The organism is Kitasatospora sp. NPDC051164 (assembly GCF_044455625.1).
Lineage (GTDB): Bacteria > Actinomycetota > Actinomycetes > Streptomycetales > Streptomycetaceae > Kitasatospora.
Genome location: NZ_JBITFB010000011.1, coordinates 193175 through 220038 on the forward strand (window position 1 = coordinate 193175; position 26864 = coordinate 220038).

Annotated in this window: 28 protein-coding genes and 1 pseudogene; 21 read left to right on the top strand and 8 right to left on the bottom strand. The window is 72.3% G+C overall.

All coding sequences use genetic code 11. The features are described 5' to 3' along the window. Positions 1–180: 180 nt before the first annotated feature. The 18 genes from ACIBEC_RS18355 to ACIBEC_RS18440 all read left to right on the top strand — a co-directional run bounded on the left by ACIBEC_RS18355 (position 181) and on the right by ACIBEC_RS18440 (position 15667). Positions 181–1167 (top strand): hypothetical protein, encoded by a 987-nt coding sequence (locus ACIBEC_RS18355; protein ID WP_360493346.1) that lies wholly within the window; start codon positions 181–183, stop codon positions 1165–1167. A 109-nt stretch (positions 1168–1276) separates the two neighbouring features. Continuing rightward, a complete protein-coding gene (locus ACIBEC_RS18360; protein ID WP_360493349.1) occupies positions 1277–1600 on the top strand; it encodes a hypothetical protein in 324 nt (107 codons plus the stop codon). A 242-nt stretch (positions 1601–1842) separates the two neighbouring features. After that, complete coding sequence (locus tag ACIBEC_RS18365; protein ID WP_360493352.1) at positions 1843–2463, top strand: hypothetical protein; 621 nt, start codon at positions 1843–1845, stop codon at positions 2461–2463. Then, positions 2460–3344: a hypothetical protein gene (locus ACIBEC_RS18370; RefSeq protein WP_360493355.1), complete on the top strand. Its 885-nt coding sequence runs from the start codon at positions 2460–2462 to the stop codon at positions 3342–3344. Before ACIBEC_RS18365 ends, ACIBEC_RS18370 begins: the two co-directional genes overlap by 4 nt. A 21-nt stretch (positions 3345–3365) precedes the next feature. Then, positions 3366–4133, top strand: coding sequence for a hypothetical protein (locus ACIBEC_RS18375; protein ID WP_360493358.1), 768 nt, complete (start codon positions 3366–3368; stop codon positions 4131–4133). Between the two features lie 30 nt (positions 4134–4163). Further along, positions 4164–5066, top strand: a complete 903-nt coding sequence (locus ACIBEC_RS18380; protein WP_360493361.1) for a DUF317 domain-containing protein — start codon at positions 4164–4166, stop codon at positions 5064–5066. Next, positions 5063–5638: a hypothetical protein gene (locus tag ACIBEC_RS18385; RefSeq protein ID WP_360493364.1), complete on the top strand. Its 576-nt coding sequence runs from the start codon at positions 5063–5065 to the stop codon at positions 5636–5638. The genes ACIBEC_RS18380 and ACIBEC_RS18385 overlap by 4 nt, the downstream gene beginning before the upstream one ends. A gap of 13 nt (positions 5639–5651) precedes the next feature. Further along, complete coding sequence (locus ACIBEC_RS18390) at positions 5652–6437, top strand: hypothetical protein (RefSeq protein ID WP_360493367.1); 786 nt, start codon at positions 5652–5654, stop codon at positions 6435–6437. A gap of 2 nt (positions 6438–6439) precedes the next feature. Then, positions 6440–7402 carry a hypothetical protein gene (locus ACIBEC_RS18395; RefSeq protein WP_360493370.1) on the top strand — a complete coding sequence of 321 codons (963 nt, stop codon included), beginning with the start codon at positions 6440–6442 and terminating at the stop codon, positions 7400–7402. A gap of 64 nt (positions 7403–7466) precedes the next feature. Continuing rightward, a complete protein-coding gene (locus tag ACIBEC_RS18400) occupies positions 7467–9098 on the top strand; it encodes a DUF317 domain-containing protein (RefSeq protein WP_360493372.1) in 1632 nt (543 codons plus the stop codon). Between the two features lie 21 nt (positions 9099–9119). Continuing rightward, positions 9120–9980: a hypothetical protein gene (locus ACIBEC_RS18405; RefSeq protein ID WP_360493375.1), complete on the top strand. Its 861-nt coding sequence runs from the start codon at positions 9120–9122 to the stop codon at positions 9978–9980. Between the two features lie 161 nt (positions 9981–10141). Next, positions 10142–10318, top strand: a complete 177-nt coding sequence (locus tag ACIBEC_RS18410) for a hypothetical protein (protein ID WP_360493378.1) — start codon at positions 10142–10144, stop codon at positions 10316–10318. A 156-nt stretch (positions 10319–10474) separates the two neighbouring features. Then, positions 10475–11620 (top strand): AAA family ATPase, encoded by a 1146-nt coding sequence (locus ACIBEC_RS18415; protein WP_360493595.1) that lies wholly within the window; start codon positions 10475–10477, stop codon positions 11618–11620. Continuing rightward, a complete protein-coding gene (locus ACIBEC_RS18420) occupies positions 11617–13416 on the top strand; it encodes a hypothetical protein (RefSeq protein WP_360493380.1) in 1800 nt (599 codons plus the stop codon). The genes ACIBEC_RS18415 and ACIBEC_RS18420 overlap by 4 nt, the downstream gene beginning before the upstream one ends. A gap of 344 nt (positions 13417–13760) precedes the next feature. After that, positions 13761–14366 (top strand): DUF317 domain-containing protein, encoded by a 606-nt coding sequence (locus ACIBEC_RS18425; protein ID WP_360493383.1) that lies wholly within the window; start codon positions 13761–13763, stop codon positions 14364–14366. Between the two features lie 246 nt (positions 14367–14612). Then, positions 14613–14795: a hypothetical protein gene (locus ACIBEC_RS18430; protein ID WP_360493386.1), complete on the top strand. Its 183-nt coding sequence runs from the start codon at positions 14613–14615 to the stop codon at positions 14793–14795. A gap of 90 nt (positions 14796–14885) precedes the next feature. Further along, positions 14886–15302, top strand: a complete 417-nt coding sequence (locus ACIBEC_RS18435; protein ID WP_360493389.1) for a hypothetical protein — start codon at positions 14886–14888, stop codon at positions 15300–15302. Further along, the gene (locus tag ACIBEC_RS18440; protein ID WP_360493392.1) at positions 15299–15667 is read left to right on the top strand and encodes a hypothetical protein; all 369 of its coding nucleotides are present in this window, start codon (positions 15299–15301) and stop codon (positions 15665–15667) included. Before ACIBEC_RS18435 ends, ACIBEC_RS18440 begins: the two co-directional genes overlap by 4 nt. Positions 15668–16137: 470 nt before the next feature. On the opposite strand, the gene ACIBEC_RS18445 is transcribed toward ACIBEC_RS18440, so the two are convergent. Continuing rightward, positions 16138–16536, bottom strand: coding sequence for a hypothetical protein (locus tag ACIBEC_RS18445; RefSeq protein WP_360493395.1), 399 nt, complete (start codon positions 16534–16536; stop codon positions 16138–16140). A gap of 189 nt (positions 16537–16725) precedes the next feature. Here ACIBEC_RS18445 and ACIBEC_RS18450 point away from each other — a divergent pair, with 189 nt between their 5' ends. After that, on the top strand, positions 16726–17718 hold the full coding sequence (locus tag ACIBEC_RS18450; protein ID WP_360493398.1) for a hypothetical protein: 993 nt from the start codon (positions 16726–16728) through the stop codon (positions 17716–17718). A 114-nt stretch (positions 17719–17832) separates the two neighbouring features. Here the strand turns inward: ACIBEC_RS18450 and ACIBEC_RS18455 are convergent, their stop codons facing one another. The 3 genes from ACIBEC_RS18455 to ACIBEC_RS18465 all read right to left on the bottom strand — a co-directional run bounded on the left by ACIBEC_RS18455 (position 17833) and on the right by ACIBEC_RS18465 (position 22461). Then, a complete protein-coding gene (locus tag ACIBEC_RS18455) occupies positions 17833–18813 on the bottom strand; it encodes a hypothetical protein (RefSeq protein ID WP_360493401.1) in 981 nt (326 codons plus the stop codon). 123 nt (positions 18814–18936) lie between these two features. Beyond that, a complete protein-coding gene (locus ACIBEC_RS18460; protein ID WP_360493404.1) occupies positions 18937–20205 on the bottom strand; it encodes an ATP-grasp domain-containing protein in 1269 nt (422 codons plus the stop codon). A 45-nt stretch (positions 20206–20250) separates the two neighbouring features. Next, the gene (locus ACIBEC_RS18465; RefSeq protein ID WP_360493407.1) at positions 20251–22461 is read right to left on the bottom strand and encodes a hypothetical protein; all 2211 of its coding nucleotides are present in this window, start codon (positions 22459–22461) and stop codon (positions 20251–20253) included. 284 nt (positions 22462–22745) lie between these two features. Here ACIBEC_RS18465 and ACIBEC_RS18470 point away from each other — a divergent pair, with 284 nt between their 5' ends. Next, entirely contained in the window at positions 22746–23216 is a 471-nt protein-coding gene (locus ACIBEC_RS18470) for a hypothetical protein (RefSeq protein WP_360493409.1), read from the top strand. Between the two features lie 172 nt (positions 23217–23388). After that, entirely contained in the window at positions 23389–23706 is a 318-nt protein-coding gene (locus ACIBEC_RS18475; protein WP_360493412.1) for a hypothetical protein, read from the top strand. A gap of 76 nt (positions 23707–23782) precedes the next feature. Here the strand turns inward: ACIBEC_RS18475 and ACIBEC_RS18480 are convergent, their stop codons facing one another. From ACIBEC_RS18480 to ACIBEC_RS18495, 4 genes and pseudogenes are all read right to left on the bottom strand, one after another. After that, positions 23783–25516 carry a relaxase/mobilization nuclease domain-containing protein gene (locus ACIBEC_RS18480; RefSeq protein WP_360493415.1) on the bottom strand — a complete coding sequence of 578 codons (1734 nt, stop codon included), beginning with the start codon at positions 25514–25516 and terminating at the stop codon, positions 23783–23785. Further along, positions 25506–26162, bottom strand: a complete 657-nt coding sequence (locus ACIBEC_RS18485; RefSeq protein WP_396287972.1) for a plasmid mobilization protein — start codon at positions 26160–26162, stop codon at positions 25506–25508. The genes ACIBEC_RS18480 and ACIBEC_RS18485 overlap by 11 nt, the downstream gene beginning before the upstream one ends. A 32-nt stretch (positions 26163–26194) precedes the next feature. Beyond that, positions 26195–26416, bottom strand: a complete 222-nt coding sequence (locus tag ACIBEC_RS18490) for a hypothetical protein (RefSeq protein ID WP_360493421.1) — start codon at positions 26414–26416, stop codon at positions 26195–26197. Next, positions 26413–26864 (bottom strand): annotated as a pseudogene (locus ACIBEC_RS18495) (hypothetical protein); the annotation flags it as partial. The gene ACIBEC_RS18490 and the pseudogene ACIBEC_RS18495, both read right to left, overlap by 4 nt.

Here is a 26864-nt window from a genome sequence, read left to right on the forward strand (position 1 = left end):
GGGCAGCTACACGGGAGGACCTCGCTCGCCCGATGACCGCGGCGGCCCGCGCCCAGCTGCCCGACCAGCTGGATGTCCTCGTGCAGCAGCAGCTCGTCGACCGACTGCCGGACGGAACCCTGCGGACCACCCCGGCCGGCAGGGCGCTCGCGGGCGTCCACGACGACCTCGCCTCCTGGTATGGCCAGTACCTGGACACCGCCACGGCGCCCGCAACCGAACGCGCTGCCGCAGCTACCGCCCGCCGCGCCCCGCACGGTTCCAGCAGCCCCTCCACGCCCCCCGAGAACACCGGAGAAACCCATCACCGACGTCACCGAGCCGCTCCTCGCCATTGACGAGGCCCTCCAGCTCGAGGACCTCGACGCCCGAACCGAGGAGGACAAGCAGAGGTGGTGGGAGTTCGCGTACGAGCGGAACATCGGCGTCCTGGCCGTACAGCACACCGCCAACCCGCACACGCCGCTGCTGACCGAGTCCTACCTCGTCGTCCACGACGGCACGATGACCTGGGACATCCCCGGCTCGAAACAGCTCGCCGGAATCCACGTCCAGCGCGACCTCGGCGCCGGAACGTTCCGGCTTGAGTACCAGCGGGCGCCGATCGTTGCACTCGCGCAGAACTGGCTCGTCTCCCGCGGCGCCGACCTCGACGAGGTGACACCGCGCGGCGAATGGCTTCCGACCTGCGACCAGCCCAGCCGCGAGTTGGAGCAGCGGCTCGCCCAGGCCGGGGACCGGTACTGGATCGCGGCCTCGTACACCTCCGACCTCGTCCTGGACCCCGCCCGCTCCTCGGGCGGGTCGCCCAGCGCCGACGATCAGCTGGTCTACGACTTCAACACCTGGATCATCGCCGAGGACCAGCGGCCCGAGCCCGGCCAGCACCCCGTCCGGGTGTTCTACGAGGACGTGGACTATCTCGGCCGCTCCTACACCCTGCGGGAGGGCGGCTTCCCGGACCTCGATGCCGCCTACGAGTGGACCCGGCGCGCCGGCGCGCCGGACAACCCCCTTCCGCCGCTGCTGGTCGCTCCTCCCAGCGCCCGCGCCGCCGGGGCGCTGGCCGCAGGAACGCCCGCGATCTCGCTCTCGCACCCGCGATCCACCTCCGTGCCTGTGCCGAACGCCGCCGACGGCCGTACCCCACGACCGAAGAGCCGTTGACGCCAACCTCCCTGAAAGGATCCGGATCCCCATCCCCCCGAACGACAGCGCTTCGCGTCAACCCGGCCCGGACCAGCAGCACCGTCCGCGTACCGCGGACCGCCGCAGCGTGCAGGCCACGGTGCGGTTCACGCCCGCCGCCATCGCCGTGATCCGCGACCGCGCCATCGCCGAGCGCCTCACCGTGGCCGGGTTCGTCGGCAACGCCGCCCTGGCCGCCGCACAGTCCGGCGATCCGCTGGGCCGGCCCGACAGCGATCCGCGACGCCCCCTCGTCGAAGCTCTCGACCGCGTGGCCGACGAGCTGAACACAGCGGTCGCCGCAACTCGGGCGGCCGACGACGGCCCGGCCCGGCAGGCCGCTCTCGCGGTGCTGCCCGCCGTCGCCGCGCGCACGTACCTCGCCCTCGACGCCGTCCTGGAGGCGTCCTGATCCCCGACGTCTCGACGGGCAACAGCGTCCGCCCGCTGCTCGCCTACCTCTACGGCCCCGGCCGGCGCGAGGAGCACCGCGACCCGCACCTCGTCGCCGCCTGGGACCCTCACGGCGCCCCCGACCCCGGCCGCGACCCCGCTGCCGACCTGAGCCACCTCGCGGCCCGGCTCGACCAGCATGCTCGCCTGCGCGCCGCCGAACTCGGCGCGATGCCGCCCAGCAGGGTGTGGCACTGCTCGGTGCGAACTGCCCCGGAGGACCCCTGGCTGTCCGACCAGCAGTGGGCGACGGTGGCCCTGCGCATCGCCCACGCCACTGGCCTGGCCCCGTTCGACCGACCCGGGTGCCGGTGGGTCGCGGTGCGCCATGCCGAGCACCACATCCACCTCGCCGGCGTCACCGTGCTGCCGGACGGCTTCCGGCCCGGGATGCACCGCGCCGCGGTGCGCGCCCAGGCCGAATGCCGGGCGATCGAAGCCGAGTGGGGACTTCGGCCGGTCGGCCAGGACACGGGCCTCAGCACCAGTTACCCGACCACCGCCGAGATCATCAAGGCCGAGCAGCACGGCTGGGCCGAGCCCTCCCGTGTCTGGCTCCAACGGCAGATGCGCCAGGCCCTGCAGGAGGCCACCACCGTGGACGGCTACGCCAAAGCGCTGACCGAGCGCAGGGTGCTGGTGCGTTGGCGCACCGCTGCCGACGGCGGTGCCGTGGGCTACAGCCTCGCCCGCCCCGGGGACACCGGCACCGGCGGCGCCCCACTCTTCTTCGCCGCCGGACGGCTGGACTCCGCGTTGACCCTGCCCCGCGTCCTGCGCCACCTGTCCACCAAGAAGTCCAACGAAGGAATCCGATCATGACCAGCCCTCAGAGCCCCCTGGCGGACTTCGCGCACGCTCTGGCCGACCGGCTCCCGGACCGGTGGGAAGCCACCGACCTGGACCTGAGCGACGACGCCGACCTTCGCCACCACTTCTACTACCGTGTGTGGGACCGCCGCCGTGCCCAGGACCTGGGGCTGGACCGCGACACCATGGCGGAGATCGCCGTGCTCGACGGCCCGGACGGCCGCCGGCTCCTCGTACTGCCCACCGCCGAAGCGAGCCGGCCCTTCCTGGTCTGCCCCCTCATCGCCTTCGACGTACCCGTGTACAGCAGTACCTCCCCGCTCAGCTCCGTCGCCGTTCCCGCCGACCCGGCCACGGCCGCCGACGAACTCGCCGGCTCGCTGCTGCCCCTCTACGAGAGCGAGCTGCGGGAAATGCTCGACCACGTCGTCGGCATCCTGGACGCCACCGAGGCGACCATCGCCGCGTGCCTGGCCACCGAGGCCGAGCACTCCGACGACCCCGAACTGGCCCAGTCGCTGTACGAGATGAGGGGGGTGCGCTGGCTGTCCCACCCGGAGGACACCGACCTGCTGCGCTGCGCCGCCGAAGACGTCCTCGCCGCTCTGGGCCTTCTGCTGGGCCACCGCGGACCGCTCTCCGAAGCCCTGGTCGGCGTCACCACCCACGTCCGGATCTACAGCGAAGTACACGACAACTGCGAGGCGCTGATCGAGGCCGAGGTGATCGGCCGGATCCTCACCGCCGCCGGTCTGGCCGACACCAGCAGCGGCATCTTCGATCCCGCGATCAAGGAGAAGATCGCCACGATCGACGCCCTCCCGATCGAGCAGCAGCGGGCCCTGGTACGGGCCGCCGCCGCGGCCTACACCCGGCGAACCGACGCCGGCTGACCTGACCAGAAGGACCGCCCGTTGTACATCGCCTCCTTCCACGACGCCCGCGACGACCTCGATCTCGACGAGTTCGACGCGGTCGACCCCGAGTCCGCACGGACCATCAACCGGCTTTTCGACCCCGAGAGTTCGCTGTGGATCATCGCCCAGTGCGCGGCGGCCCCCCCTCGCCGCCCAGGGGCGCGGTTGAACGACTACTTCCTCCTACTGGACTCGTACGCCGCCTACAACGAGCGCCCCGGAGCGCCGCAGATCATCGCCGCCCACTTCGACCGTGCCCCGGACACCCGCATGGTCCGGGCCACCATGACATCGCACGCTCTGATCCCGCTGGCGCAGAACTGGCTCGTGGGCCGCGGGGCGGAGCCCGGCAGGGTCTTGGAGCCGGAAGGCTGGAGCGATCCGCTGGATGCCGAGACCGACCGGCTGGAGGAGTTCCTGCGCGGCAGCGGTGAGCGGTTCGAGGTTCACGACAGCTTCAGCCGCCACGAACCGCCGTACGAGACCTGGGTGATCGCCACCGACACCCAGCAGTCGCCCGGCCCGGCGCAGGTCTTCTTCTGGCAGCTGCCCGACGACAAGAGTCCCGCCTACACCGTCCGCAGCGGGCAGTTCGACAGCCTCGACGCCGCGTACGAATGGACCCGGGACACCTCCGCGCCCCTTCCGGCCGCCGCCCGCGCCCAGGCGGCCCGGCTTCGCGCAGCACCGATCCAGCCCTCACCCGCGCAAACCCCCACACCGCCGCCGACCTTACCCAACACCCTTCGCTCCCAAGGCCGTTGACAGCACCCGCACCCACTGGAGCTCTAGCCCTTGCCCGACACCTACCTGCCGCACCACGACCCCGACGTCGAGACCCTGGTCCGCCCCCGCTACCTCGCCGGCCCCGGCGACCGGGCGTCCGTCGTCACCGCCTTCGAGCCGTTGCGCGGGTGGCGGGTCGAGGCCCTCGGCCCGAGCCGCGCCGCGGTGATGGCCACCAGCCCGTGCCACCGTGTCCGCGTCGGGTACCGTCCCGACCAGCCGCAGGCGTGGCAGGTCGCCGCCTCCCCGGACCCGTTCGCCGGACCCGCCTGGCGCGGCGGATTCAGCCGGGCCACCCCGCCGGAGATCGTCGCGGCGTTCCTCGGCCAGCTGGCCGACTCCCTCCAGTTCGACGCGGTCAGCGACCACACGGGCACCTGCGTGTCGCTGGAGGGAACGCTCGCGGACGCCAACGAGGCTCTCACCGAAGCTGGTTGGTCGACGTCCCGCTCCGACGGCCACTGGCTGACCAGGTCGGGTGACGGCGCGGTCGAGTACGACGTCGCACCGCTCGCCGATCCGGCGGTCGAGCTGGCGGCCGACGTGCAGCGCGGCTTCACCTGGCGCATCGCCCCGGACGATCCGGACATGGGCTGGAGTGCTGCCTTCAGCTCGTGCACGCCGCTGCACCTGATCGCTGCGGTGAACGGCGCCGTCGCCGACGACAGCCCGGTCGTCCGTACCACCGATGAGCTGCCGCAGCGGGTGGTCGCCCGGGCCCGCACCGAGCAGGCCGAGGTCGACCGGCGCGCTGCCGAAGCTCGTACAGCGCTGCCGCCCGCCGTCGAACTCCTCGCCGACCAGCGCTCCAGCGCCGCCCGCTCGGGCACCGCCCCGGCCCTCCGCGCCCCGCTGCGCGATCAGGCCGGACCGCTACGGCCCGCGGAGGCAGACCGGGGACGGCAGCGGTGAGGAACAACCGCGCCCTTGAGGAGTTCACCGGCGCGGTGGCCTGCCGGCTTCCCGGCACCTGGGAGTCGGCGCTGGAGGATGTGAGCACGTCGGCGGCGCTGACCGAGGTGTACGAGCGGCTCTGGGACCTCGGGATCACCCAATGGACCCTGCTGGAGTTCGTCAACGACCATCTCGGGATGCTGCGTGACGCCCAAGGCCGGGAGCTGGTCGTTCTCCCACGCCCGTTCCGTTCGGGCCGCTACCTGATCGCGCCGCTGGTCCCGGCCGGAACGGAGCCCGGCGCGGTGGAGGACCTGACGCCGTTCGGCCTGTCCGTCAGCACGTCGCCGGCGCGGGCGGCCGAGACGGTCCGCCGTCGACTCCTGCCCCGGCTCGACTACGCCCTGCTGCTGGCCGCGGAACGTGGGGCCTGTCCCGGACCGCCTTCCGACGTCGGACGCCGCCGGGTCCACGCGGCCACCGCCCGCACGAGCGTGCCGGCAGGCACCCCACCGGCCGTCGTCTACTCCGCGGGCCCCCTGCGTCCAGCCACCCCGCTTGCGGGCCGAGGCCGAGTCCCGGCCCCCTGACCGAACGAGATTTGTGCCCACTGCTTCCCCCGTCTCCACCGAGCCGCTCCTCTCAGTCCGCCCCACCCACCTCGCCGGGCCCGGCGACGCCGACCTGCCGTCGCTCCTCGCCGAGCGGCACGGCTGGTTCCGCCCCTACAACTCGCCCACCCACGTAGTCCTCGTAAGCGGCACCACCGGCATCGCGCTCTCCACTGGATCGGGTACGGCCCCGCTGTCCCTGACCGGGATCGGCTGGTCGGTCGGCTTCTGCCACCAGGTACCGGCCGAGATCACCCAGTCCCTCCTCGACGAGGCCGCCACCGGCCTCCTTCACCGCCCGGACCTCTTCACCGGCACCGGCCTCCTAGCCGGCCACCACGCCCGCGCGGCCCTGCTCGCGGCCGGCTGGTCCGGCCACCACCGCGACGGCTACGAGCTGGTCTCCGCCCCCGACCGCCGCGCCGCCCTCTCCTTCCCGCTGGAAGCCCCCGGCAGCGAGGTGATGCTGACCGGCGCCGCCGAGAAGGGCACCTGGACGGTGCGGTTCGGCGCGACCGCCCCCGAGTCGCTGCTGACCGCCGCGACCGCCGCCCTTCTGGCCCCGGCCGTCCGCCGGGCCGGGCAGCTCCCGGCCCGGCACCGGAACCTGCTGACCACCCAGACGCTCGCCGAACGCCCGCCGCGCACCGGACGGTTCGGCGCGGCTCGCGCCCGGAACACCGCGGCCCTGCCGGTGCCCACCGCACTTCCGCTCTCCGACAGGCCGCGCACCGGCAGCAGCGCGTCCGTGCCGGCGCCACGGCACCGCCCGTCCTGACCTTGCCCCTCTCGCTCCTGGAGACCTCGCTGCCCGCCGATCCCGACACCGACGACCTGGTCGCCGTCCGCCCACTGGAACTCACCGGCCCGACCGAGACCGGTGCTGAACAGCCCAGTCCGCCACCGGCGTTGGTCGCGGTCACCCCTCGCCACTACGCCGGGCCCAGCGTCGACGCCGTCGACCGGCTTCGCCAACGTCTCCAGGCCGAGGGATGGGTTGATGCGCAGGGCGTCCTCACCAGTGCGTGCGGCCGGCTGGGCGTCGCCTGGCCCACCGAGTCGGACAAGCCGCGCGGCTGGGGACGCGAGCGGACGTACGCGCCGTGGCGGGTCTGGGGCACCCAGCGTGCCGGCGCGGGCGTCGCCTGGCGGGTCACCGGCTGGCGTCTGGTCCCCGAGGAGATCGTCGAAGGTCTGATCGGCGAGGCGACCACGATGCTGGACGAGGCCGACAAGGCCGGCCGGACACCGTTCGAGTCGGGCGTCCTGGCGCTGGGGTTCCTGCCGTTGGCAGCCGCGGGCTGGACCAGCGAGGTCACCCCCAAGGGCGCCGCCACGTTCGAGTCGCCCGACGGACTCCTCAGCGCCCGCTGCGGGCCCCCCGACGCCCTATACGAACTCCGCGGCCGACCGGCCGCTCGCATCTCCTGCCGGCGGGCGCTCGGATTCTGGGAGGTCGAGATCAGCGCGAACACACCCTCCCGGCTGGCCGCCGCCCTGTGCCGCGACGCCGCCGACCCCGGGCCCCTGATCCGCAATCCCGATCACCTGCGCCTGGACGCCACCGACCGGGAGGTCGCCGTCGTCACCCCGGTCACCGCACAATCCCTCACCACCTCGACCAGCCGCCGGGCCGCCGCCATCACCCGCTTCCTGCCCAGCCTGTCCACCGCGAGCACCACCGCGCCCGCCAGCAACCTGGCCACCGCTCACCCTGCGACCGCGAGCGCCTCACGGCGGTGACCGCCGACGGAGCCCCGGCCCGGCGGGGCGCTGTTCCGCCCACCCCCTCTGCTTGGAGCCCGAGTTGCCCACCGACACCGACGAACTGGTCGCCGTCCGCCCCTTGGAGCTGGCCGGCACCGGCACTGCGCCCAGCGACCTGGGCGACCACCTCGTCTCCGCGTACGGGTGGGAGCACGATCCGGACAGCACCGCCGAGGAACCCCTGCTCGTCAGCCCCTGCCGCCGCATGGTCCTGGAGCACGGCGACTTCCCCCTCGGCCGCAGCAACCTCCGGAACCACTGGCGGCTCTCCGCCTACGCCAGCGGAGAGCCGGACGCCAAGGGACTCTGGTGTGCCTGGTTCAGCCCCAGGACGCCCTACGAACTCACCCACGGCCTCGTCCTGGACGCCGCTGGCCGACTCGACAGCGACCCGTCCTCCGTCCTGGCCGACCGCAGGGCCGGTGACGACATCGCGCGGATCCTCTCCGACGCCGGATGGACGATCAAGCAAGGCCCCTGGCGGACGTTCATCCACGCGCCCGGCGCCGCCACCCTCCTGGTGCCCTCCCACCCGGAGCGCACACTTTCCTTCGGCCTGGGCGACACCGACTCCGAGCTGGCGTGGAGCGTCATCGCCTCGCCGTGGGCGCCCGAGGCGTTCCTGCGCACGGCGGCGGTGACGCTGGCCTCGGACGCGGTACTGCGCCGCCGCAGCGAGATCCCCTCCCACCACCTGGCCCGGGTCACGATCGAACCCGCCGCCTGCGCCGCCCTGCCCCGGTGGCGCCCCCTGCTCGAGACCCCGACCCGACCGACCGATCTGGAGAACCCTCTGCCGGCCACCACCGCACCGACCGCTGCCGAGCAACTCCACCCAGCCGACCCGGAAGCGGGCCTGGTCACCGTGACCCCCCGCCACTACGCCGGACCCGGCCGCGGTGGCGCCGAACAGGTCAAGGGCCATCTCGCTGCCCAGGGCTGGACGTTGGGCACCGACTCGATGACCAGCCCGTGCGGCAGGCTCGGCCTCGCCTGGCCCGACGGCACCAACACCCCGACCCGGCAGAGCGCCGCCTGGCGGGTCTGGGGCGCCCAACGCCGGGGAGCGAGTGTCGCCTGGCGCATCACCAGCGGTGACCTCGTCCCGCCCGAACTGATCGCCGGCGTCGTCGACGAGGCGCTCGCCACGCTGGACGAAGCCGGACCGGACTCACAGAATCCCTTCCAGGCCGGCGTCCTCGCCCTCGGTCTCCTGCCCCTGGCCGAGGCAGGGTGGAAGAGCGCCGTCCAGCCCCGCGGCTCCGTCGTCTTCCACTCGCCCGACGGCTACGTCGCCGCCCACTGCGACGTCCCGACGGCTCTCCACGACCTACGCGGCAAACCCGCAGCCCACATCACGTGCCACCGGGCGCTCGGCTACTGGACAGCGGAGATCAGCGCGAACACCCCCTCCCGCCTCGCCGCCGCACTCTGCCGAGACCTCGCCTCCCCGGAGCCCCTGCTGCGCAGCACCACCGGCCTCCACCTTGACGCGACCGACCGGAAGATCGCCGTCGTCACCCCGGTGAGTGCCGAGGCCCTCACTGCTGCGGCCCAGCGCCGCGCTGCGGCCCTGGCCCACGGCACCCAGCTGCCCCGGCCGAGTGCGGAACCCGGCACCGCCACCACCAGCACTCCGGTCAGCGCCCCCGCCCCCAGCCAGCGGCGCTGAACCCATCACGTAGAGACGACCATGACCGACTCCCCACACCCCGCACTCCTGGACAGCCGCCGCCTGCTGAACGCCGCCTACGAGGGCCTGGGCAGCGCCCCGGTCACCGACCTGCTGGTCGCCGCGAGCCGGACGCTGGAGCCTTCCAGGGGCTGCCTGGCCCTCGCCGACGCCGGCTTCCGCCTCGCCCAGCAGGTGTACCCGCGTCCGCAGAACCCGCTCGACCCTGCCGTGCTAACCGCATTGGCCAACGCCGACACCCTCAAGGGCACGGCGCGGCTGGCATGCTTCTGGCGGGCCCTCGCCACGACCGCAGGCCCCGACGAATTGGTCATCGAGCTACCGGAGTTGCCTGCCCCTACCCCCGGCCCGCAGCAGCAGGCAGTCGCCTGGCTGCACAACGGACACCTCTTCTCCCGCCTGGGGGCCGCGTCATACACGGCCCTTGAGGTGGCCCTCATGGCCGCCATCGACGACGAGGCCCCCCTGCCGCGGGCCCTCGCCAACCTGGGACCGACGGTCTGCGGCATCGTGCCCGAAGGCCCGAACCTGCCGACGGCGTGGTCCGCCACGATCGAGGCGACCGCCCACCATGCCGTCGCCTCCGCGTACGGGCTGCCCCGCGAGGCCGGGCTGCTGGACGCACGCATCCCCGAGATCCTGGCCGAAGCCGCTCGGGCACCCCAGCGGATCCAGGCCGAGCTCCTGGAGGACGCCGCCGGCGCGTTCCGCTACGCGAGCGACGAGCTGTTCACCACCCCGGCGGAGAGCCGCCGTGCGGACGCGGCCCGTACACGCACCACGGCCAGGCGCCCGCGGACAGCCCCGCAGCCAGCCTCGGCTGCACCGCAGACGCTGCCGCAGCAGCGCCGCGCCCACTGACGGTCGAGTCCCGCACCCCTGAACACGGCTGGCACCCGCCGCCCAAGCCCCAACCCGAACACCACGGAGAAACCCTGACCTCGCATCCTCTCGACTCCGCCCAGCGGCCCTCGCCCGTCCACGAGGCAGAGGCGCCCGCAGAGCGCACAGCCCAGCAGTTCGTGCCGATCCGGCGCACCGCCACCGGCGAGACCACCACCACGAGTTACAACGCCGCCGCGTTGCGGATCCTGCTCCGGGTCGGCTTCGAGGAGGCTCCTGACCCGGCCGAGGCCCCGGGCGAACTGGTCCGGACAGAGCCCGTGAGCGGGCCGGCCGCGCCCCCACGGTCCCGGTGATCGTCCCGCCCGTGATCCGCTCCGGGAGCGGCCCCGCCATCCCGGCACATTGCCAACCCCGCCTGCCCGCGAACCCGTTGGAGGTTCCTCGCTTTGACCACACCCGCACCGCCCGTCAAGCCAGCACACGCCAAGCCCGGCGAGCTGCGGGCCAAGGTGGCCCAATTGCTGGCCGACCGGCCGACGGACCCGCTCACCATCGGGGAGATTTCCAAGGCGCTGGGTCACTCCCACGGTGCTGTCCAGCAGGCGGTCAACACCCTGGTCCAGCGCGGGGAGGCCGACCAGCTCGGCACCGGAAGGCAGTTCCGCGCGAACGGGAAGACCGCCTTCGCCGCGGCAGTCGTGGTGATCAGTCCACCGGGCACCCACTCTCCCCGGGCCCAGGCGGCCACGGCCCGCACGACCCCGCCCGCACCGAAGACGCCCAGTCAGGTCGGCCCGATCCGCCGCGCGGGCGGCCAGCTCTACCACCCCCGGGAGCTGGCCTCCCTGCCCGACGTCGAGGCGCTGGCGCGGCTGCGTGCCGCCGACGTGCCGGTGCTGCTCTACGGTCCCCCGGGCACCGGCAAGACGTCCCTGGTGGAAGCCGCGTTCCCTGACCTGATCACCGTCGCGGGCGATGGCGACACCACGGTCGGCGACCTGATCGGCGATTACACGCTGGACGACAGCGGGGGCTACGTCTGGCAGTACGGTCCGCTGGTCACCGCGATGACCGAGGGCCGCCCATTGTTGATCGACGACGCGACGCTGATCTCGCCAAAAGTTCTGTCGGCGATGTATCCGGCGATGGACGGGCGCCGCCAGATTCAGGTCAAGGCGCACCAGGGCGAGACCGTCACGGCCCAGCCCGGCTTTTTCGTGGTCGCGGGCCACAATCCCGGCGTCCACGGGGCGGTCCTGACGGAGGCGCTCGCAAGCCGGTTCTCGGTGCAGATCCAGGTCGGGACGGATTATGACCTCGCCCAGGCGCTGCGGGTCGATGCCCGGGTTGTGCGCGTCGCCCGGCACCTCGCCGGTCAGGTCGAGCTGGGTGAGCTGGGCTGGGCCCCGCAGCTGCGGGAGCTGCTCGCCTTCAAGCGGACCGAGGCCGTCCTCGGCGCCACGGCCGCGTGGGCGAACCTGATCGGGATCGCCCCGTTGGAGGACCGCGATGTCGTCGCCGCCGCCGTCAGCAAGATAGCCGGCATCAAGAACGTCCGGCCGCTCACCCTCGGTCGGCAGCTGCCCGCCGCCACCGCGACGGCCGCCCAGCAGCCCGCGGGCGGCACCAACTCCGCTCGCCGGGGCCAGCGATGAGCGCCCATCACCACGTCCTGCCCCCCGTCACCACGCCCGACGACGATGCCGACCTCGCGCGCTGGGACGACGACGGTGCCCCGCCGGCGCAGCCCTCCTCCTCCCCGGCTGCGTGGCTGCGCGTGGGCGCCGAGCTGGGTGACCGGCTGGTCGCGCTGTCCGGCCGCCAGGACCTGCTGGTCACCTGCCGGCCCGGTACCCGCAGCGGCGCCCCGGCCGCCTTCTACCCGCGTGGCGGCGAGATCGAGTTCGACTCCGGACTGTTCGGCGCCCTCCAGCCGCACGAGATCCGTCCGCGGATCGTGGGCGACGAGGAGCGCTATCCCGCCGCCTGGGGGGTCTTCTGCCACGAGGCCGCCCACGCGGCCCACTCCGTGTGGGTGGAGCCGGGCGACGCGGACCCACGCGTCGTGGAGGCCGCGCTCCTGCTGGAGGAGAGCCGGGTCGAGGGCGCCCACCTGATCAGGCGGCCCACCGACCGCGCGTACCTGCGCACCAGCGCCCGGACCCTGGTCATGCCCGACATCGCCAACCCCCGTGTCCAGGGCATCAGGCACGCGGCCGGCGTGGCGGCCCTGATCCTCGGCCGCCGGGACGCCGGCATCCTCGACGCCGGCGAGACCCGGGCCGTCGCCGACCTGTGCGAGCAGGGCCTGGGCGACGAGCTGCTGGCCACCCTCACCGGCATCTGGACCGCGGCCCAACGGACCGCCGACCACGACGGCGCCACCATGCTCGCGCACGGCAAAGCGTGGTGCGACGCCCTGGACACCGCCTCCCCTTCGCTGCCCCTGCCGCAGGGCCTCACCGATCTGCTGTCCGACGCCGTGGGGGTCGTCATGGACGGCATGGACGCCAACGACGCCGCCGACGCCGCAGCCCAGGCCGCCGCGGACAACGCCCTGGCCGCGCGGGCGGAGGCAAAGGTCCAGGGCCGCGCCCAGCAGGCCGGCCAGCGGCGCAAGGCCGCCGCGACCGCGAGGTCTGTTTTCAACTCGAGCGGAACCACCGTCAGTCCCGGCGGCACATCGAGGCCCTCCCGGAGCCCGGTGACCGGTACCCGCAAGCCGACCGCCGCCGAGCAGACCGCCGCCGCGTCCCTGAGCCGCGCGCTTCGCGCCGCGGCCTTTCGTGAGCGGACCGAGGAGCGGACCACCAGTCCCACTCCGCCCGGCCGCCTCAACGTCCGCCAGGCCCTCGCCCGCGACGCCCAGCGCGCGAGCGGGTCGATCCCCACAGCAGAGCCGTTCACCGCCACCCGCCGCCGCAGCAGCGCCACCCCGCCGCTGCGGGTGGGCATCGCGGTGGACGTCTCCGGCTCCATGTCGGCCGCCTGTGGGCCTGTTGCGTCCGCTGCCTGGATCGTGGCCCGTGCCGCTGCCCTGACCGGCCCCGACTCCCGCACCGCCACTGTCGCGTACGACTATGACCTGACGGCGCTGACCCGACCCACCCACCGGGCTCCGGACAAGGTGACGACCTTCGCCGCCCGCGGCGCCAGCCACAACTTGGGCGATGCCCTGGACGCGCTCGACCACGGCCTCGACCTCAGCCGCCCCGGCACAGGCCGCCTCCTCGTCGTCGTGACTGACGCCCACTACGACCCGGACGAGACCGCCGAGGCGGTCACCCGCATCAACCGCCTCACCACCGCCGGCTGCGCCGTACTCCAGCTCACCCTCAGCACGAACTCCCTACACCTGCCGGGAACTACCCTGCTCCACCTGCCCCGGCCCTCCAGCGCCCCCGCCGCCATCGCCCAGGCCGCCACCGCCGCCATCCGCAAGACACGCTGAGACGCCCTGTCCGCCGACTTCGCCAACCTCACCGAGACGAGTGGTCCACCGCCGGCCAGGCTCACCGACTACGTCGGCTTCATCGAGGCAGGACGCCGGTTGTCGGTAGGGTCCAACCTTCAGCAGACGGCCCCCGCCGTGTTCGCCTGCAGCAGACGGCCAACCCCTGTACGGGCTATGCGAAACCGGGCAGTCCAAGTCAACATGGACGACCACCGCAGCCCCTCAGCGAGGAGGACGTTCCCCTGCCCATCGTGATCTCCGCCCCGGTTGTTCGCGGTCCGCGTCCTGGCGAGGACATTCCGCACCGAGACTGGCCTATCGGCGAGGGCAACACCGACATCGTGAACGCGTTCCTCCACGAGCATGGCTGGACCTCGGGCATCGAAGCCGACGGCGGCCTGCACGCCGCGTCGCCGTGCACCCGGGTCCACGTGGGCCACCAGCCCGACAACCCGAACGCCGACACCTGGACCATCGCCGTGGACGGAACCGCCCGCCAGCCCGGCTGGAGAGCCCGCTTCAATCGGCACACCCCCGCCGAACTCGTCCTCGACCTGCTGACCGCACTGGTCAGCCGCTCCACGCCCCGCCCGGATGTCCGCGGTCGGCGGACCGGCGACACCGTTCCCCGCCACAACTGGCTCACCGGCGAGGGCAACGCCAACATCGTGAACGCGTTCCTCTACGAGCATGGCTGGGCCTGGGTGGTTGACGCCGACGGCGGCCTGCATACCGCGTCGCCGTGTACCCGGGTCTACGTGGGCTACCAGCCCGACAACCCGAACGCCGACACCTGGACCATCGCCGTGGACGGAACCGCCCGCCAGCCCGGTTGGAGAGCCCGCTTCGACCGGCACACCCCCGCCGAACTCGTCCTCGACCTGCTGACCGCACTGGTCAGCCGCTCCACGCCCCGCCCGGTTACCGCCACTTCCCTTGCTGCCTAAAAGCGCGCGTCGATGAGGCGAGTCGCCCTGCTGCGCGGTTGACCGACTACCGAGCAGGCGCCCTCCTCGCCCGGCGCGTCGGCCGGGAACCGCCGACTCCTACAGCCGCCGATATGCCATCGCGGCCCGTCGCCGTACTCCGGCTGCCGGTCAACACTCCCGGCCCGGTCACTGCCCCCCGCCGTTCCTCCGAGAGGACTCGTCATCACGCTTCGTCTTGATTCCCTCGCCTTCGCCAGGATCCTGGTGGCCGCCTCGGCTTTCGATCTCGTCTACGGCGCCGCCTGGGCACACCGCACCACCCTCGGCGGCACGGTTCTGACGGTTGCCCAGCTGGCCGTCGCGTGGACGCTGATGTCGCGCGTCCCGGCCCCGGCCGTGCCCTGCCATCTCGACCGCGTGCCTCGTCCGCGCGGCCCGCAGGACTGATCTGCCCGTGTTCGCACTCCGCCGCGCCTCGGCCCGGCGGCCAGTCACCGACGCCGTTCCCGCGTCGGACAGCGCGAACACGGAGGCCCGTTGGACCCTGAAACCCTCGATCTGCACGGCAGCCGGGTCGGCATCGCCCGCGCCTTCGGCACCGCCTACGGCCCAAGGAACAGCACTGGTGAGCGCACCCGCTACCACGTCCTGGCCTACCTCGCCCCCAGCGACCTCTACCTGGTGGCCGTCGGCGGCATCGACGCCGGCCACCGCTCCGCACGCCTCCACCCGCGCGAAGGACGCTGCGGCTGGACCGCCCCAGAACTTCTCACCGAACTCGTCGTCGCGCACCCGGTGCGCGACCCGCGCGCAGGCCGGGCCTTCTGCCACCACCACGTCCTCCCGGCGGCACCTGAACTCCCGTGCCGGGTATGCCTGATTCGCCCGCCGCGCACCGACTGCCTCTTCTTCGACCGCTCACGCTATGCTCCGCTGCCCCAGGAGGCTTTGTGACCATCACCTCGACGATCTCCCGCCGCGGACTGCGCCGCGCGGCGATCTTCTTGTTCTCGCTCACCGTCTTCACAGGCGCCGAGGCCGTGGCGGGCGCCGTGTGGCACAGACCGGCGGTGACCGCGATCACGCTCATCGGGTGCGCGCTGTCCGTATTCGCGCTGTACCTGGTGTCCCGGCTGCTCGACGACAACGCCGACCGTGCGGTGCTGGGCCAGCTGGATGAGGGAGCTGCGACCTGCGAGGAGCTGGCCGCCCACCTCAGCCTGCGGCAGGCCGTCGTACGGCTGAGCCTCACCCGGCTGCTCGGCTCCGGCCAGGCGTGCGAGAGCGCCCCGGGCACTTTCGGTCTACTCGGTCGCTGAACCGCAGTGTCCTCCGGGGAATGCGAACGAGGCGGTGCCGCGAATCCTCGCGGCACCGCCTCGTTCGTGGTGCAGATGTCGGAACTCAACACCGGGTGCGGAACACCCGGTCAGGGCCGAATCGGTGTTGGAGTCGGCTACGCGCCGTCGGTGTCCGGCCACGTGCGGGCTTCCACCCGGCGTGCCCTGCGCCGGCGCAGCCGTGCGGCCTTCGGCCGAACTCGCCGGTGTAGTAGTAGCAGGTGCACCCGGCGCGCCCGGCGTACCGGCACTTGCGCCGGTATCCGGGCGCTTCGCGTCCCAGCATCGACGTCATCGGGGCCCTCCCCTCATTTCACATCCAGCAAGTACAGCACCGCAGTTGTGCACCGCCGGTACGGCCCCGCGAGGCTCAGCGGTTCCAGGTACCCCGCCCGGGCCGGGACTCGCCCGGCCGAGGCCGGCGCGGTTGCCGCGGCTCGAGCGACGGCTCAGTTGAGATAGATCCCCGCGAAGGCGCCGTCGTAGCCGGTCGAGGTCATAGCGGTCTCGAAGTTGTCCCACACCTTCTCCGGGTGGGAGAAGTGCTGGTCGAAGTAGTCGACCGTCAGGTCCCGCTCCAGCCATTCGTGCGAGCAGCGACAGCGGACGAACACCTGCTCCCGAACGTTCAGGAGCATCCAGTCGCGGCGGGCCTTGCAGTGCTCGCAGGTGATCACGATTCCGCGCGGGTTCAGCTCGTCGGCGTGCGGCACCGCCCGGATGACGGGCGTGCCGGGCTCGGGCTCCGGAACAACCATCGGGAAGTCGGGGATGTGGAGGTCAGCATCGGCGAGCGGCGGGAGGAACGTCGGCTCGTGGTCGTCACGACGTCTCGGCAGATCCGACAAGTACAGCCCTTTCATCAGAAGTGGCCGGTATAACAATCAAATGCCCGATTTTATTCCCGAAGCCGCATTCCGTTATCCAGGTGTGACCATCCGGGATGTCGGACGATTCATCATCTGTGACTGAGCACTTCAGTCGGCCAGTAAGTGTTGGACCTGGCCAGTTGCGCACCCGAAGTGGATGCTGTGTCCGTGACGAACATCGATGAGGTGCGCCAAGCCGTCAGGGAGCGCAGACTCGAAACCTTGCTTGGGATGGAAGAGTCGAACTGGCTGGATGTCAAGGGTGGCATCTATGCATTGGACACCCCGAAGGCCGCCGAGGAGCTCGTCAAGGACGTAGCCGGGTTCGCCAACACGCGAACTGGCGGGCTGCTGTTGGTCGGCTTCAAGACCCAAATAGAGCACGGGGTGGAGATCGTCTCGGAACTCGCGCCAGTGCCGCGAGCCCTTGTGGATCTTGATCGACACCGCAAGCTGATCGACCAGCGGGTGATCCCCACAGTGAGGGGCCTGGAGATCGTCTGGGTCGACTGCGGGGACGAGAAGGGCGTGCTGCTCATCGACATCCCTGCCCAGCCCCAAATATCTCTGCCCTTCGTGGTCCCGGGACCGAATGGAAGCGGCACGCCAAGCGAGTCGACCGTCGCTGTACCGATGCGACGAGGCGACCGCACCCCCTGGCTCCCGAAAGCCGAGATCCAGCGACTTCTAGCCGCCGGATGGGCAGTAGCGGGTGGGCCGGCGGCTGAGTCACCAGCCTCGAATGCGGCAGACCGCGCGAAGACCGGCCAGGTCCTCGAAGCGATACCCCGCGATGCCCGATGGATCAAGACGCTGGCTCAAGGTGCGCCGATGCACCGAGTCCCGACCTGGCTCGGAGACGCCATCTACGACGCACACGAGGCACTCACCCGAGACGTCGTGGTCTTCATCGATGCCGAGGTGACTGAGGCTCATCAGGCGCTAACAGAAGCACTGGGTGACCTGTGCAATCAGATCAGCGGCACGTTCCCCCCTGCCGGGGGAGGCGATGGCTACACAGAGGTCCCGCCCGAATGGAAGGGCACAGACCATACCCGCTACTACAAGGCCCTCGCGGACCTATCAGCAGCGCGACAAGGGGTGCTGGACCGGTACCAGGAGTTGATGAACACGATGAACAGGAAGGGGCTACTGATCTGACCGTATGTGCCGCACCTTGTCCGCCCGGGCCTTACCGAGTGGGTCAGCGAGAGAGTCAGCCCGAGGGCGGCCAACTGGCGCGCTCAAACTGGCCAGGTGGAGTGCTCAGTCACATCATCGTCGCTGTTCCGGCGCCTGCTTGACGGACGTCAGGCCGGGACCGGGCTCGGCTTGGCCCGGCGGGCCACCGGCGACCCGCCGAGGAGAACGAGCCTGCGCAGCAGCGCTTCGGATCGCGCCGCCAGGTTCGGCAGCGCTTCGGAGTAGCGCGGTGAGGGCCGGCCCGTGGCTGAGCCAGGTGTACGCGTCGTGCCACGTTTCGGCGTTGCGTTCCTCGATCGCCTCGTTGTAGCCGTCGACCGTGGTGGTCCTCGTCAAGGTGTCGTTCCATTGGTGGAGGATCCCGCGGGCGCTGGTGAAGGCGTTCTCCAGCTCGCCCAGCATCCAGCCGGCCTGGTCGGCGGCCGGCCCGGGTGACAGGTTGGCCTGGGCGGCCCGGCCGTCTCGCAGGAGGGCCTCGGCGTAGGGCAGGACGTCCTGGAGGTGGCGGAGAGCGGCGGCGTCGCGGCGGACGACGCCGTCTCCGTAGAGCTTCTCGTCCAGCGGCCAGCCCTGCTCGTCGCTCAGGCTGTCGGAGATCGAGTCCCAGTGGTCGACGGCCGCTTGAGCCTGTCCGAGCGCTCGCTCCAGGACGGTCAGGCGCTGGCGGGCGCGGATCTGGTCGTGGCGGGGCAGCAGGTCGCGGGCGATGTCGGCTGCTGCGCTGGCTGGCTCACGGTCACCGGGGACGTGGAGTTCGAGCGCCTCGCCTTCGTTGACGTGCTCCATGTAGGAGTTGCCCTCGGTCAGCGCGATCGAGCGGATCGTGTAGCCGGGCCCGGTGGGGTGCTGCTCTTCGGTGACGAGCAGGCCGATCGGCCGGGCGAGGTTGTGGAGGACGGCGGCGTTCTGGAAGTCGGCGAACTGGGGGGTGGGCCGGAGGACGAGCAGCGAGATGAGGTCGGCCATGTCCGGGTCGGGGTTCTGGTGGTGCTCGACCCGCCAGGTCCCCGGCAGCTTCGCGGCGAGGGCAGTGGAGTACGAGTTGAGGTTCACGGGTCCTGGTCCAGGGTTCTCTCTGCGTGGCCCGGTGTGGAGGGTGTTGTCGGGCCGGGGTGGGCGGTTACGGTCTCGACGGGCCCGGTGTGAGCAGCGCACCGGGCCCGCCAGCGGCCGGGGTCAGCCGCTGGTCGGCCCGGGGTCGACGGCGATGTCGAGCAGGCCCTCGGCGTGGGCGAGGTGCTCGTGCACCTGGGCGGCGTCGGTGCCCGTGACCACCAGGTGTCCCAGGCGAGCGGTGCCAGGATCGCCCTGCGGGGGCAGCAGGGTCTGCTGGCCGGGCCGCAGTTCCCACACGAGGCGCTCCAGCCATTCGGGGGTGGCGAGTTCGGGGCGCGCGTGAGCGGTGCGGACGGTTCCGGAGGCGGCCGGGTGGAGCAGGCGGACGCCGGCGGCAGCTACCCGGGTGGGGGTGAGGTCGGGTTCGCGACCCAGGGCGATGTCGACCGCGGCGGCGGCGAGGTCGATGCCGGTGGCGAGGTGGACCAGGTGGCCCACCAGGTCGCCGCCCAGGCGCGCGTTGACCTCGATCAGCTTGGGGCCGGTGGTGGTCAGACGCATCTCGACGTGGGAGATACCGCAGTTGACGCCGAGGGCGTCCAGCGCCGCCTCGGCGATCGGCGCGACTTCGGCGAGGAGCGGGTCGTCGGCGGTGACGACGTGGCCGATCGCCTGGAAGTGCGGCCCTGCGCCGAGTTCCGTGCGGGTGACGGCGACGGCGGCGGTGATGCCGTGGGAGGTCACGCACTCCACCGCGATCTCGGGGCCGTCCAGGAACTCCTCGACGAGGATGCCGCTGCCCTCCTGGCCCTGGTCCTTCGCGCAGGCGCTGGCGTAGGTGAACGCGGACGGCAGCTCGTCGAGGGTGTCGGCCTTGACGACGCCGATGCCGTCGGAGTGGGCGGCCGGCTTGAGGACGACGGGCAGGCCGATGCGGCGGGCCGCTGTGGTGGCGGTCACCAGGGAGGTAACCCGGATCGACTGGGCGGACGGTACGCCCTCGGACGCCCAGACCGCCCGCGAGGCGGCCTTGTTGCGGCAGGCTGTCGCGGTCGCCGAGGACTGGCCGGGCACCGCGAGGTCGGTGGCGATGTGCGAGGCCGCAACGAGGGCGTGCTCGTCCCAGGTCACCACTCCCTTGATCTCGTGACGCTCGGCGAGGCGGGCGACCGCCCACCGCAGCTCCTCGAGGTCGCCGAGGTCGGCGACCTCGTGGTCGCGAAGGTAGGGCTGCTGCCAGGTCGGCTCGGCGTCGCTCACCAGGACCAGCGGGCTGCGCATGGAAGCGGCGGCCAGGTAGTACGAGCTGAACGTCTGGTCGCCCGTGCCGAGGACCAGGAGCACCCCGTCGTCGCGGGCGTCGTCCGGAAGGGCGGCGGTCGTCGTCATGTGGTGCTGTTCTCCATGTGGTGGAAGGGAGTTGGGGTTGGCGGGTCAGGCGGCCTGGGCCAGGAGTTCCTCGTCCGTCTTCGCGGCGGGTTCGGAGCCCGGGTGCTCGTAGGAGTGCCGGTGGCCGTGGAGGCCGACCAGGCAGAGGGCCGTGGCGACGGTGGTCGCCACGGCGGTGGCGAACAGCAGCGCCCTCACGTCGGCCGCCGGAACGGCGAAGACCAGCAGGCCGGCCAGCGGCAGCGGGACCAGGACGAGCAGGACGCAGGTGGCCAGCGTCGCGGAGAAGCGTCGGGCGGGGATCAGCCGGGCGCGGGCGGTGCGCAGGGCGACGGTGGCCGCACCTTCGGCGGCCATCACGGTGGCCACCGCGGCGGTGTAGGTGGTCAGGGTCGGGGCGATCGCGGCGGCGCCGGCGGCGGTGCAGGCGACGACGGTAGAGGTCAGGATCACCGGGAACAGGCCGAAGCGGTCGATGGCGGGCTTCGCGGCCAGGGCGGCCAGCAGGGAGGCGCCGGCCGCGACACTCCACACCAGGCCGGTGGCGGCGGTGCTGCGGTGCAGGTCCTGGGCGACGGTGATCGGGGTGGACACCTGCAGGACACCGAGGACGAAGTTCGCCGCGGCGAGCGCGCCGATCAGCCAGGCGAGCGCGGGGGTGCGCACAAGGGTGTCGACTCCGCCCGCGAGCGCGTCGCGGGCGCGTTCGCGGCGGGCCTCGGCGACCAGGCGCAGGCGGGCACGCTGGGTGTGCATGACCAGGGCCATGGTGATGGTGACGGTCGACAGGACCGCGACGGTGGTCAGCAGGAGGGCCGGCCCGGCGAGCAGGAGCGCGCCGCCGAGCAGCGGACCGAGCAGTGCGGCGCTGCGGTCGATGGCGGTGCACCTGGACTGCACCCGGTGGATCTGGGTGCCGGCGCGTCGGCTCGCCTCGGCGCCGAGGGATTCGACCGCCAGGAAGCTGCCTTCGGCCAGCATGCCGGCGGCGACGCCGAAGGCGAGCACGGCCGCCACACCCAGCCCGAGGCTCATCCCCACCAGGGTGAGCAGGGCGGCGGCCCCCCGCGCCAGGCTGGTCGCCAGGACGGCGGTCTGCGGGCTGTGGCGCTCGACCATCGCCCCGCCGAGGACGACGGCCGACAACCTGGGCATCCACTCCAGCAGGAAGGCCAGCCCGGTCCACATCACCGAGTGGGTGAGGGTGAGGACCAGCAGCGGTACGGCGTAGGTGATCACCGATCCCGCCAGGGCGTCGGCGCCGCGCAGCACGTAGCAGCGCAGCAGCCAGTCCCGGTCGCTCTGCCGGGGACGGCGCGGGACACGGTGGGACGGCTCCGTGACCGCGGGCTGCATGATCGAGAGGGGCAAGAGAGCTCTCCGGCTTGGGCGTTGTACGGGACGGTGCAGCTGCTGCCCGCCCGTGCGGATCGGGCGGTCGCGGTGGAGGCGGTCAGCGGCGGTGGACACCGGGCGGGGCTGCGACGGCCGGTGCCGGTCCGGCCGGGGCTGCGCACTGTTGGCCGGCGGGCGTGGCGGACGGTGTGCTCGCGAGGGCGGCCTCGCGCCGCACCGCGGCGGTCGGGGCGCCGAGGACGACCGGTTGTCCGGCAGCGGGCAGAAGGCCGGGAGCGCGAGTCGGGCAGGTGACGCCGTACCCCTCGGCACGCAGTGCGTCCACGGCACGGGCCACGGCGGCCCTGCGCTGCGCCGACTCGGTGAAGGTGGCGGGCAGCCGGTACGAAGTGTGCTCCACCGAAAGGTTCTTGACGAAGCCGGCTGCCGGAGCAGCGCCTCCGCTCGCAGCAGCGTGGCCTCTGCCCTGCGCCAACCCGGGTCGATGCGGTCCAGGTACCCGTACACCCCGGCCAGCAGTCCCACCACGCTGCCGCCGTTCGCGGCGTGCGGGCCGTACGGTTCGCTGTCGTAGGCGACCTCGAACAGGTCCGGGTTGTCGGGGTGATCGCGGGTGACGAGCCAGCTGGAGAGCGATCCGGGCCGGTAGTCGCCGCAGTCCTCCGGCGGGGAGATCGTCAGGTGGCTGCCGTCAGCCAGCAGGACGTTGACGACGTAGTCGCTCGCCCCGTAGTCGACGACGCACTCCAGGCCGTGGCTCTCCAGCGGGTCGATGATGCCGCGGTAGCGCTGCGAGGGGTCGCCGGTCTCGTACGTCCGGGGTGTGAGCGGCCCCTTGACGTGGGCGTTCACGTCGTCACCGGTCTCGGTGATCAGGACGGTGACCTGGTCGGTGCGCACGGCGGGTCCTCCTGCTGCGGTCGGGCGCTGGCACGCCCGCCGACGAAGCGTCGATCGCGTCCGTCGGCGGGCGGATCACCAGAGTCCCGGCCGGCGGGCTCGCTGTAGCGAGCCGAACTTGTGCTATGCCACGCCGCCACATCCGCTGTGGCCGCTTGCCGCCGCACGGCAAGCCGTGATTCCCACCCCCGCGTGAAGGGGGCCAGCACCGAAGTGCTGGCCCCCTTCACGCATTTCCGGTGCCGGGCGAATCCCGCTCGGCACCATCCCAGAAGGAGAACTCGATGGACACCAGTCAGAACCTCCTGGCAGCGTTCGGCGCGGTCATGGTGGTGCTCGGCGTCGGCCATGTGCTGGCCGACCATGTGTTGGGCCAAACCGACCGGCAGGCGGCACGAAAGGCAGCCCCGAGCGACGAGGAGGTCGCCGCCGGCGTGAGTCCTCGCCGTGGCTGGGGAGCCTGCCTCTCGCACTGCCTGAGCTACCACCTGGTCCTCGTCGGCCTGTACGGTGCGATCAGGATCGCCGTGCCGCTTCCTGCGACCGCGCTCGGTTCGACAACGGCGCTGGCCTGGTCATTCGCCACGCACGCGATCTTGGATCGCCGGTGGCCCGTACGCTGGATCCTCCGCCGGCTCGGTTCACCGCAGTTCGCGGACCTTCGCTCGGCTGGCCTCAATGGCCTGTACTTGGCCGATCAGGCCCTCCACCGGACGGCGCTGATCATCTCGGCCGTGCTGCTTGTACGGCTCTGAGCACTCGACCGCGGTTCCGTCTGGGCGCCGCCGACCTGGAACGGCGCTCGCCGACCGTGCCTCCGGTTGCCTGGAACGGCGAAGGGAGGGTGCCGGCCCCTTCCTTGGCCCCTTTCACCTTCGGCAAGCATTGGTGCCGACCTGCCGGTCGGCGGATCTCAGGAGGCGGACCATGACGATCGACAACGACAGCGCGGGCGAAGCCAGCGGCTACGAACTGCTGGCGGGCGGAGTCTGGGTGGACGGCGAGGTGGTCCCGGCCGTGATCCGGATCCAACGGCCTGCCCCGCTCCCGTCCCAGCCCCCACTCCCCAACTTGGGCCGCTGCGCTGGGACGCGGGACTGCATCGGCGGCGAGTGCTACTGCGCCGAGCCGATGCTCTCCGACTTCATGTTCCCCGACGGAGACAGCCCGGACATCATCGACTTCCCGGACGGGGACAGCCCGGCCATCTACGACGGCTGGAGCGGCTTGGAGGAGGACTGGTAACGAGCCGCCGAGACTCCGGTCTCGACCGGCCAGCGGCGGGGTCCTCTCGTGCGGGTGCACGAGAGGACCCAGAAGGTCAGCTCCGGCCGGGCCGGCCCCGGCGCCGCGGTGCGGGCGCGGGGGCAGCAGGCCCTGCGGACTTGGGACGGGTGCCGGCCTTTCCGGGCTCGGCCGAGGGCGTGGCCGACAGCTTCGCGATCCGGCGAACGCGCCAGACCATGACGGCGGTGACGGACTCCGCGGTATCCAGTTCGCGGCGGTCCCGGGCTTGCTCGAGGAGCGCGGCCGGGTCGTGGCCGGCGGCCTCCGCTTCGGCGAGGGTGGCCGCGAGCGCGTCCCAGTCGGTTCCGCCGTGCTCGGCGGCCTGGGCCTCGGGCAGCTTGGCACGGATGACCGCGTCCTGGCGTTCGCGGACGGGCGACGGCAGGGAGCGGCCTTGTGCGGCCATGGCGGCCATCGGGCGGGCGGCCACCGTGGCGTACGCCGCACGGAGCTGTTCAGCTGCGGCGCTCGCGGCGGCAGCCTGCTGGGCATGCGAGCGAGCGGAGTGCCACCGGGCGGAGGCGATGGCCAGCAGAATCAGGGCCGACAGCAGCATGGCGACCGTACCGCCGTCCTCGCCGCGGTTCCCGGCGTAGCCGTCGCTGAGCAGCTGGCGGGCCGCCGTGCGGACGGCCCGGTTGTCAGCCCGCTCGGCGCGGACGTGGGAGCGGGATGCCCGTTCGAATGACCTTGCTGCCGCTAGGAGTTGGGCCCTGGTGTCGGCCGGAGCGCGCATGGCCAGGACGTCGATGATCTCGATGGCGCCGACCAGCTGCGCCGCCGCGTCTTCGTCGGGCCCGTCCTCGATCGTGCGGGTGGCGTCGTCGACCGCGTCGGCGGCCTCTCGGCGGGCACGGGCGGCCTTGGAGCCGGGCACCCGCGCCTTACCGGCGCCCGGGTCGCCTACCTGGGCCTCGCCCGGCAGGTCGGCCCCGACGGCGCCGCTGAGGCGCTTTCGGATGCGCGGAAGGGAGAGGTCCGGCGCGAGCTTGGAGCCGCTGAAAAAGATCGGCTCGTCTTGGGCGTTGCGGTCGTCCGGGTGGGCAACGGAGTAGCCGAGAACGTCGCCGGACGGGCCGACCTTGCGCCGCACCAACAGGCCAGCCGCTTCGAGGCGGCCGAGGAACTCGGCGACGTCGGCGGCGCCGGCGACGGCCTGGCGCACCCGGTCCATGAGCTGCAGACGCATGGGCTCCGGGCGGCCGAGGCGCTCCGCCTTGTGCCCTTCCGCACTGGTGGGCCGTTTGGCTGCCGTCTTGTCTCCCGGATTGAGCTGGCGCAGGCCGAGTTCCTTCTCGATCTCTCGGCATTCGTCCTGCGCGCGCTGGGCGTCGTTGTGGAGGCGGGCGCCGCGCAGGTCGCCACGCACGATGGTGGCCATGATGTGGATGTGGCGGGGGTCGTGGCGTACCGCGATCCACCGGCAGCCGTCCGGGTCGCCGGGTTCGGCGATGCCGGCGGCTGCGACGACGCGGCGGGCCACTTCGCCCCACTCCTCGTCGGTCAGGAGCCGCTCGTCCGGGTCCAGGCTCACCGGGCAGTGCCAGACGTGGTTCTTCAGACGCCGCCGGCCGCGCTGGTTGACCCGCAAGTCGAGGGCCTGCTCCAACTGCTTGAGGGTGGCGTTCGGGTCGCGGCCCGGGTCCGGCGCGAAGCCATCCCAACTCGCCACCAGGTGGGGGTCGAAGTGCTCGTCGCGCCGACCGGGGCCGTAGAGGTAGGCCAACAACCCGTAGGTCTTGTTGCCGCGGCTGACGTCAGGGACCAAGCGGCCCGCCGTTCACCAGTTGGGCAGCGGTGTCGTCGACTACGGCCACGGCCTTGCGGACGGCACCGAGGGTGAGGGCCAGCTCTGCCGGCTGAACGTAGCCCGCGGCGTGGAGCCCGAAGGTGAGCTGGTTGAGGTTGTTGCCGACGCGGGCGAGCTGTGCTCGGCTGGCGACGAGTTCGTCGACTGCACGATCGAGGCGGTCTTGCGGATCGGTAGCGGTGCTGTAACCACGGGCGGCGCTGATGGCGCTGGTCGCAATGAAACGACCAACGGTCACGGCGCGCACACTGGCAGCGGCAGCGATCTCGGCTTCTTCGTCTTCGTTGAGACGCACAGTCAGCTTGCGAGTGCGGCTCTGGGGATGGCGGTGGCGGCGGCGCGGTCGACGGGCGGGGCGCGCTTCACTGGTCGGTGCGGCGGCGGACGGCTCGGCGGCGGCGCTCGGCGTCTCGATCTTCTTCTCCTCCTTCTCCTGCCGGCACCCCCTGGTGCCGGTGACCGAGGACGAGTCGAGCGCCCCCGCTCGGCTCGTCCTCGGTCCTCCCTCGCCCCCACCGGGGGCGAGGGCAAGTGCCAAAGTCGGGCGTAAGCCCGGCTTTGGCGATAGCTTGCTGCGCCGTAGGGGCCGAGCCGTCAGCCACATAACTGCGGTCACGGTCAAGGCACTTGGCGCGCTCAGGCGGCAGTGGCCTCCAGCTCGAGCTTCGCGTCCAGGAGCACGCCGAGCCCGTAGTCCATGGCCTCGACCGGGCTCTCCAGGACAACCTTCGGACCGCCGACGGTCCGGCGGACCAGCCAGCTGCCGTCGTTGGCGGCCTTGGCGGATCGGACGAGCCGCTGCTCCAGGAGGAGCTGCATCAGGGCGTCCGGGGTGGTGGTCTTCGACTTGGTGCTCATGAGCGCTTCCTTGGAATGGAGTTGGGCGTGGGAGTGGGCCGCTGGGCGGCGAAGGGCGGAGAGTGCGGGGTGCCGGTCGCGGGTTTCGGCGGAGGTTTGGTGTTGGTGTCGTCGATCATCTGCAGCAGCTTCCCCATGCGCTCGTTGCTGATCGAGTAGCCCTGCTCCCGGAGGCCGTCCGCGACGACGTCCCGGTTAACCCGGCCGGCCTTCGCGGCGGCCTCCCTGGCGACCGGCACCAGCTCCTCCAGCTGAACCCGCTTTCGTCCGGTCGAGGAGACCGGACCGGACGGACCCGCCGAGGGCACCGGACCGGACGGACCCGCCGAGGAGACCGGACCGGACGAGCCCGCCGAGGGCACCGGACCGGACGGACCCGCCGAGGAGACCGGACCGGACGAGCCCGCCGAGGGCACCGGACCGGACGGACCCGCCGAGGAGACCGGAC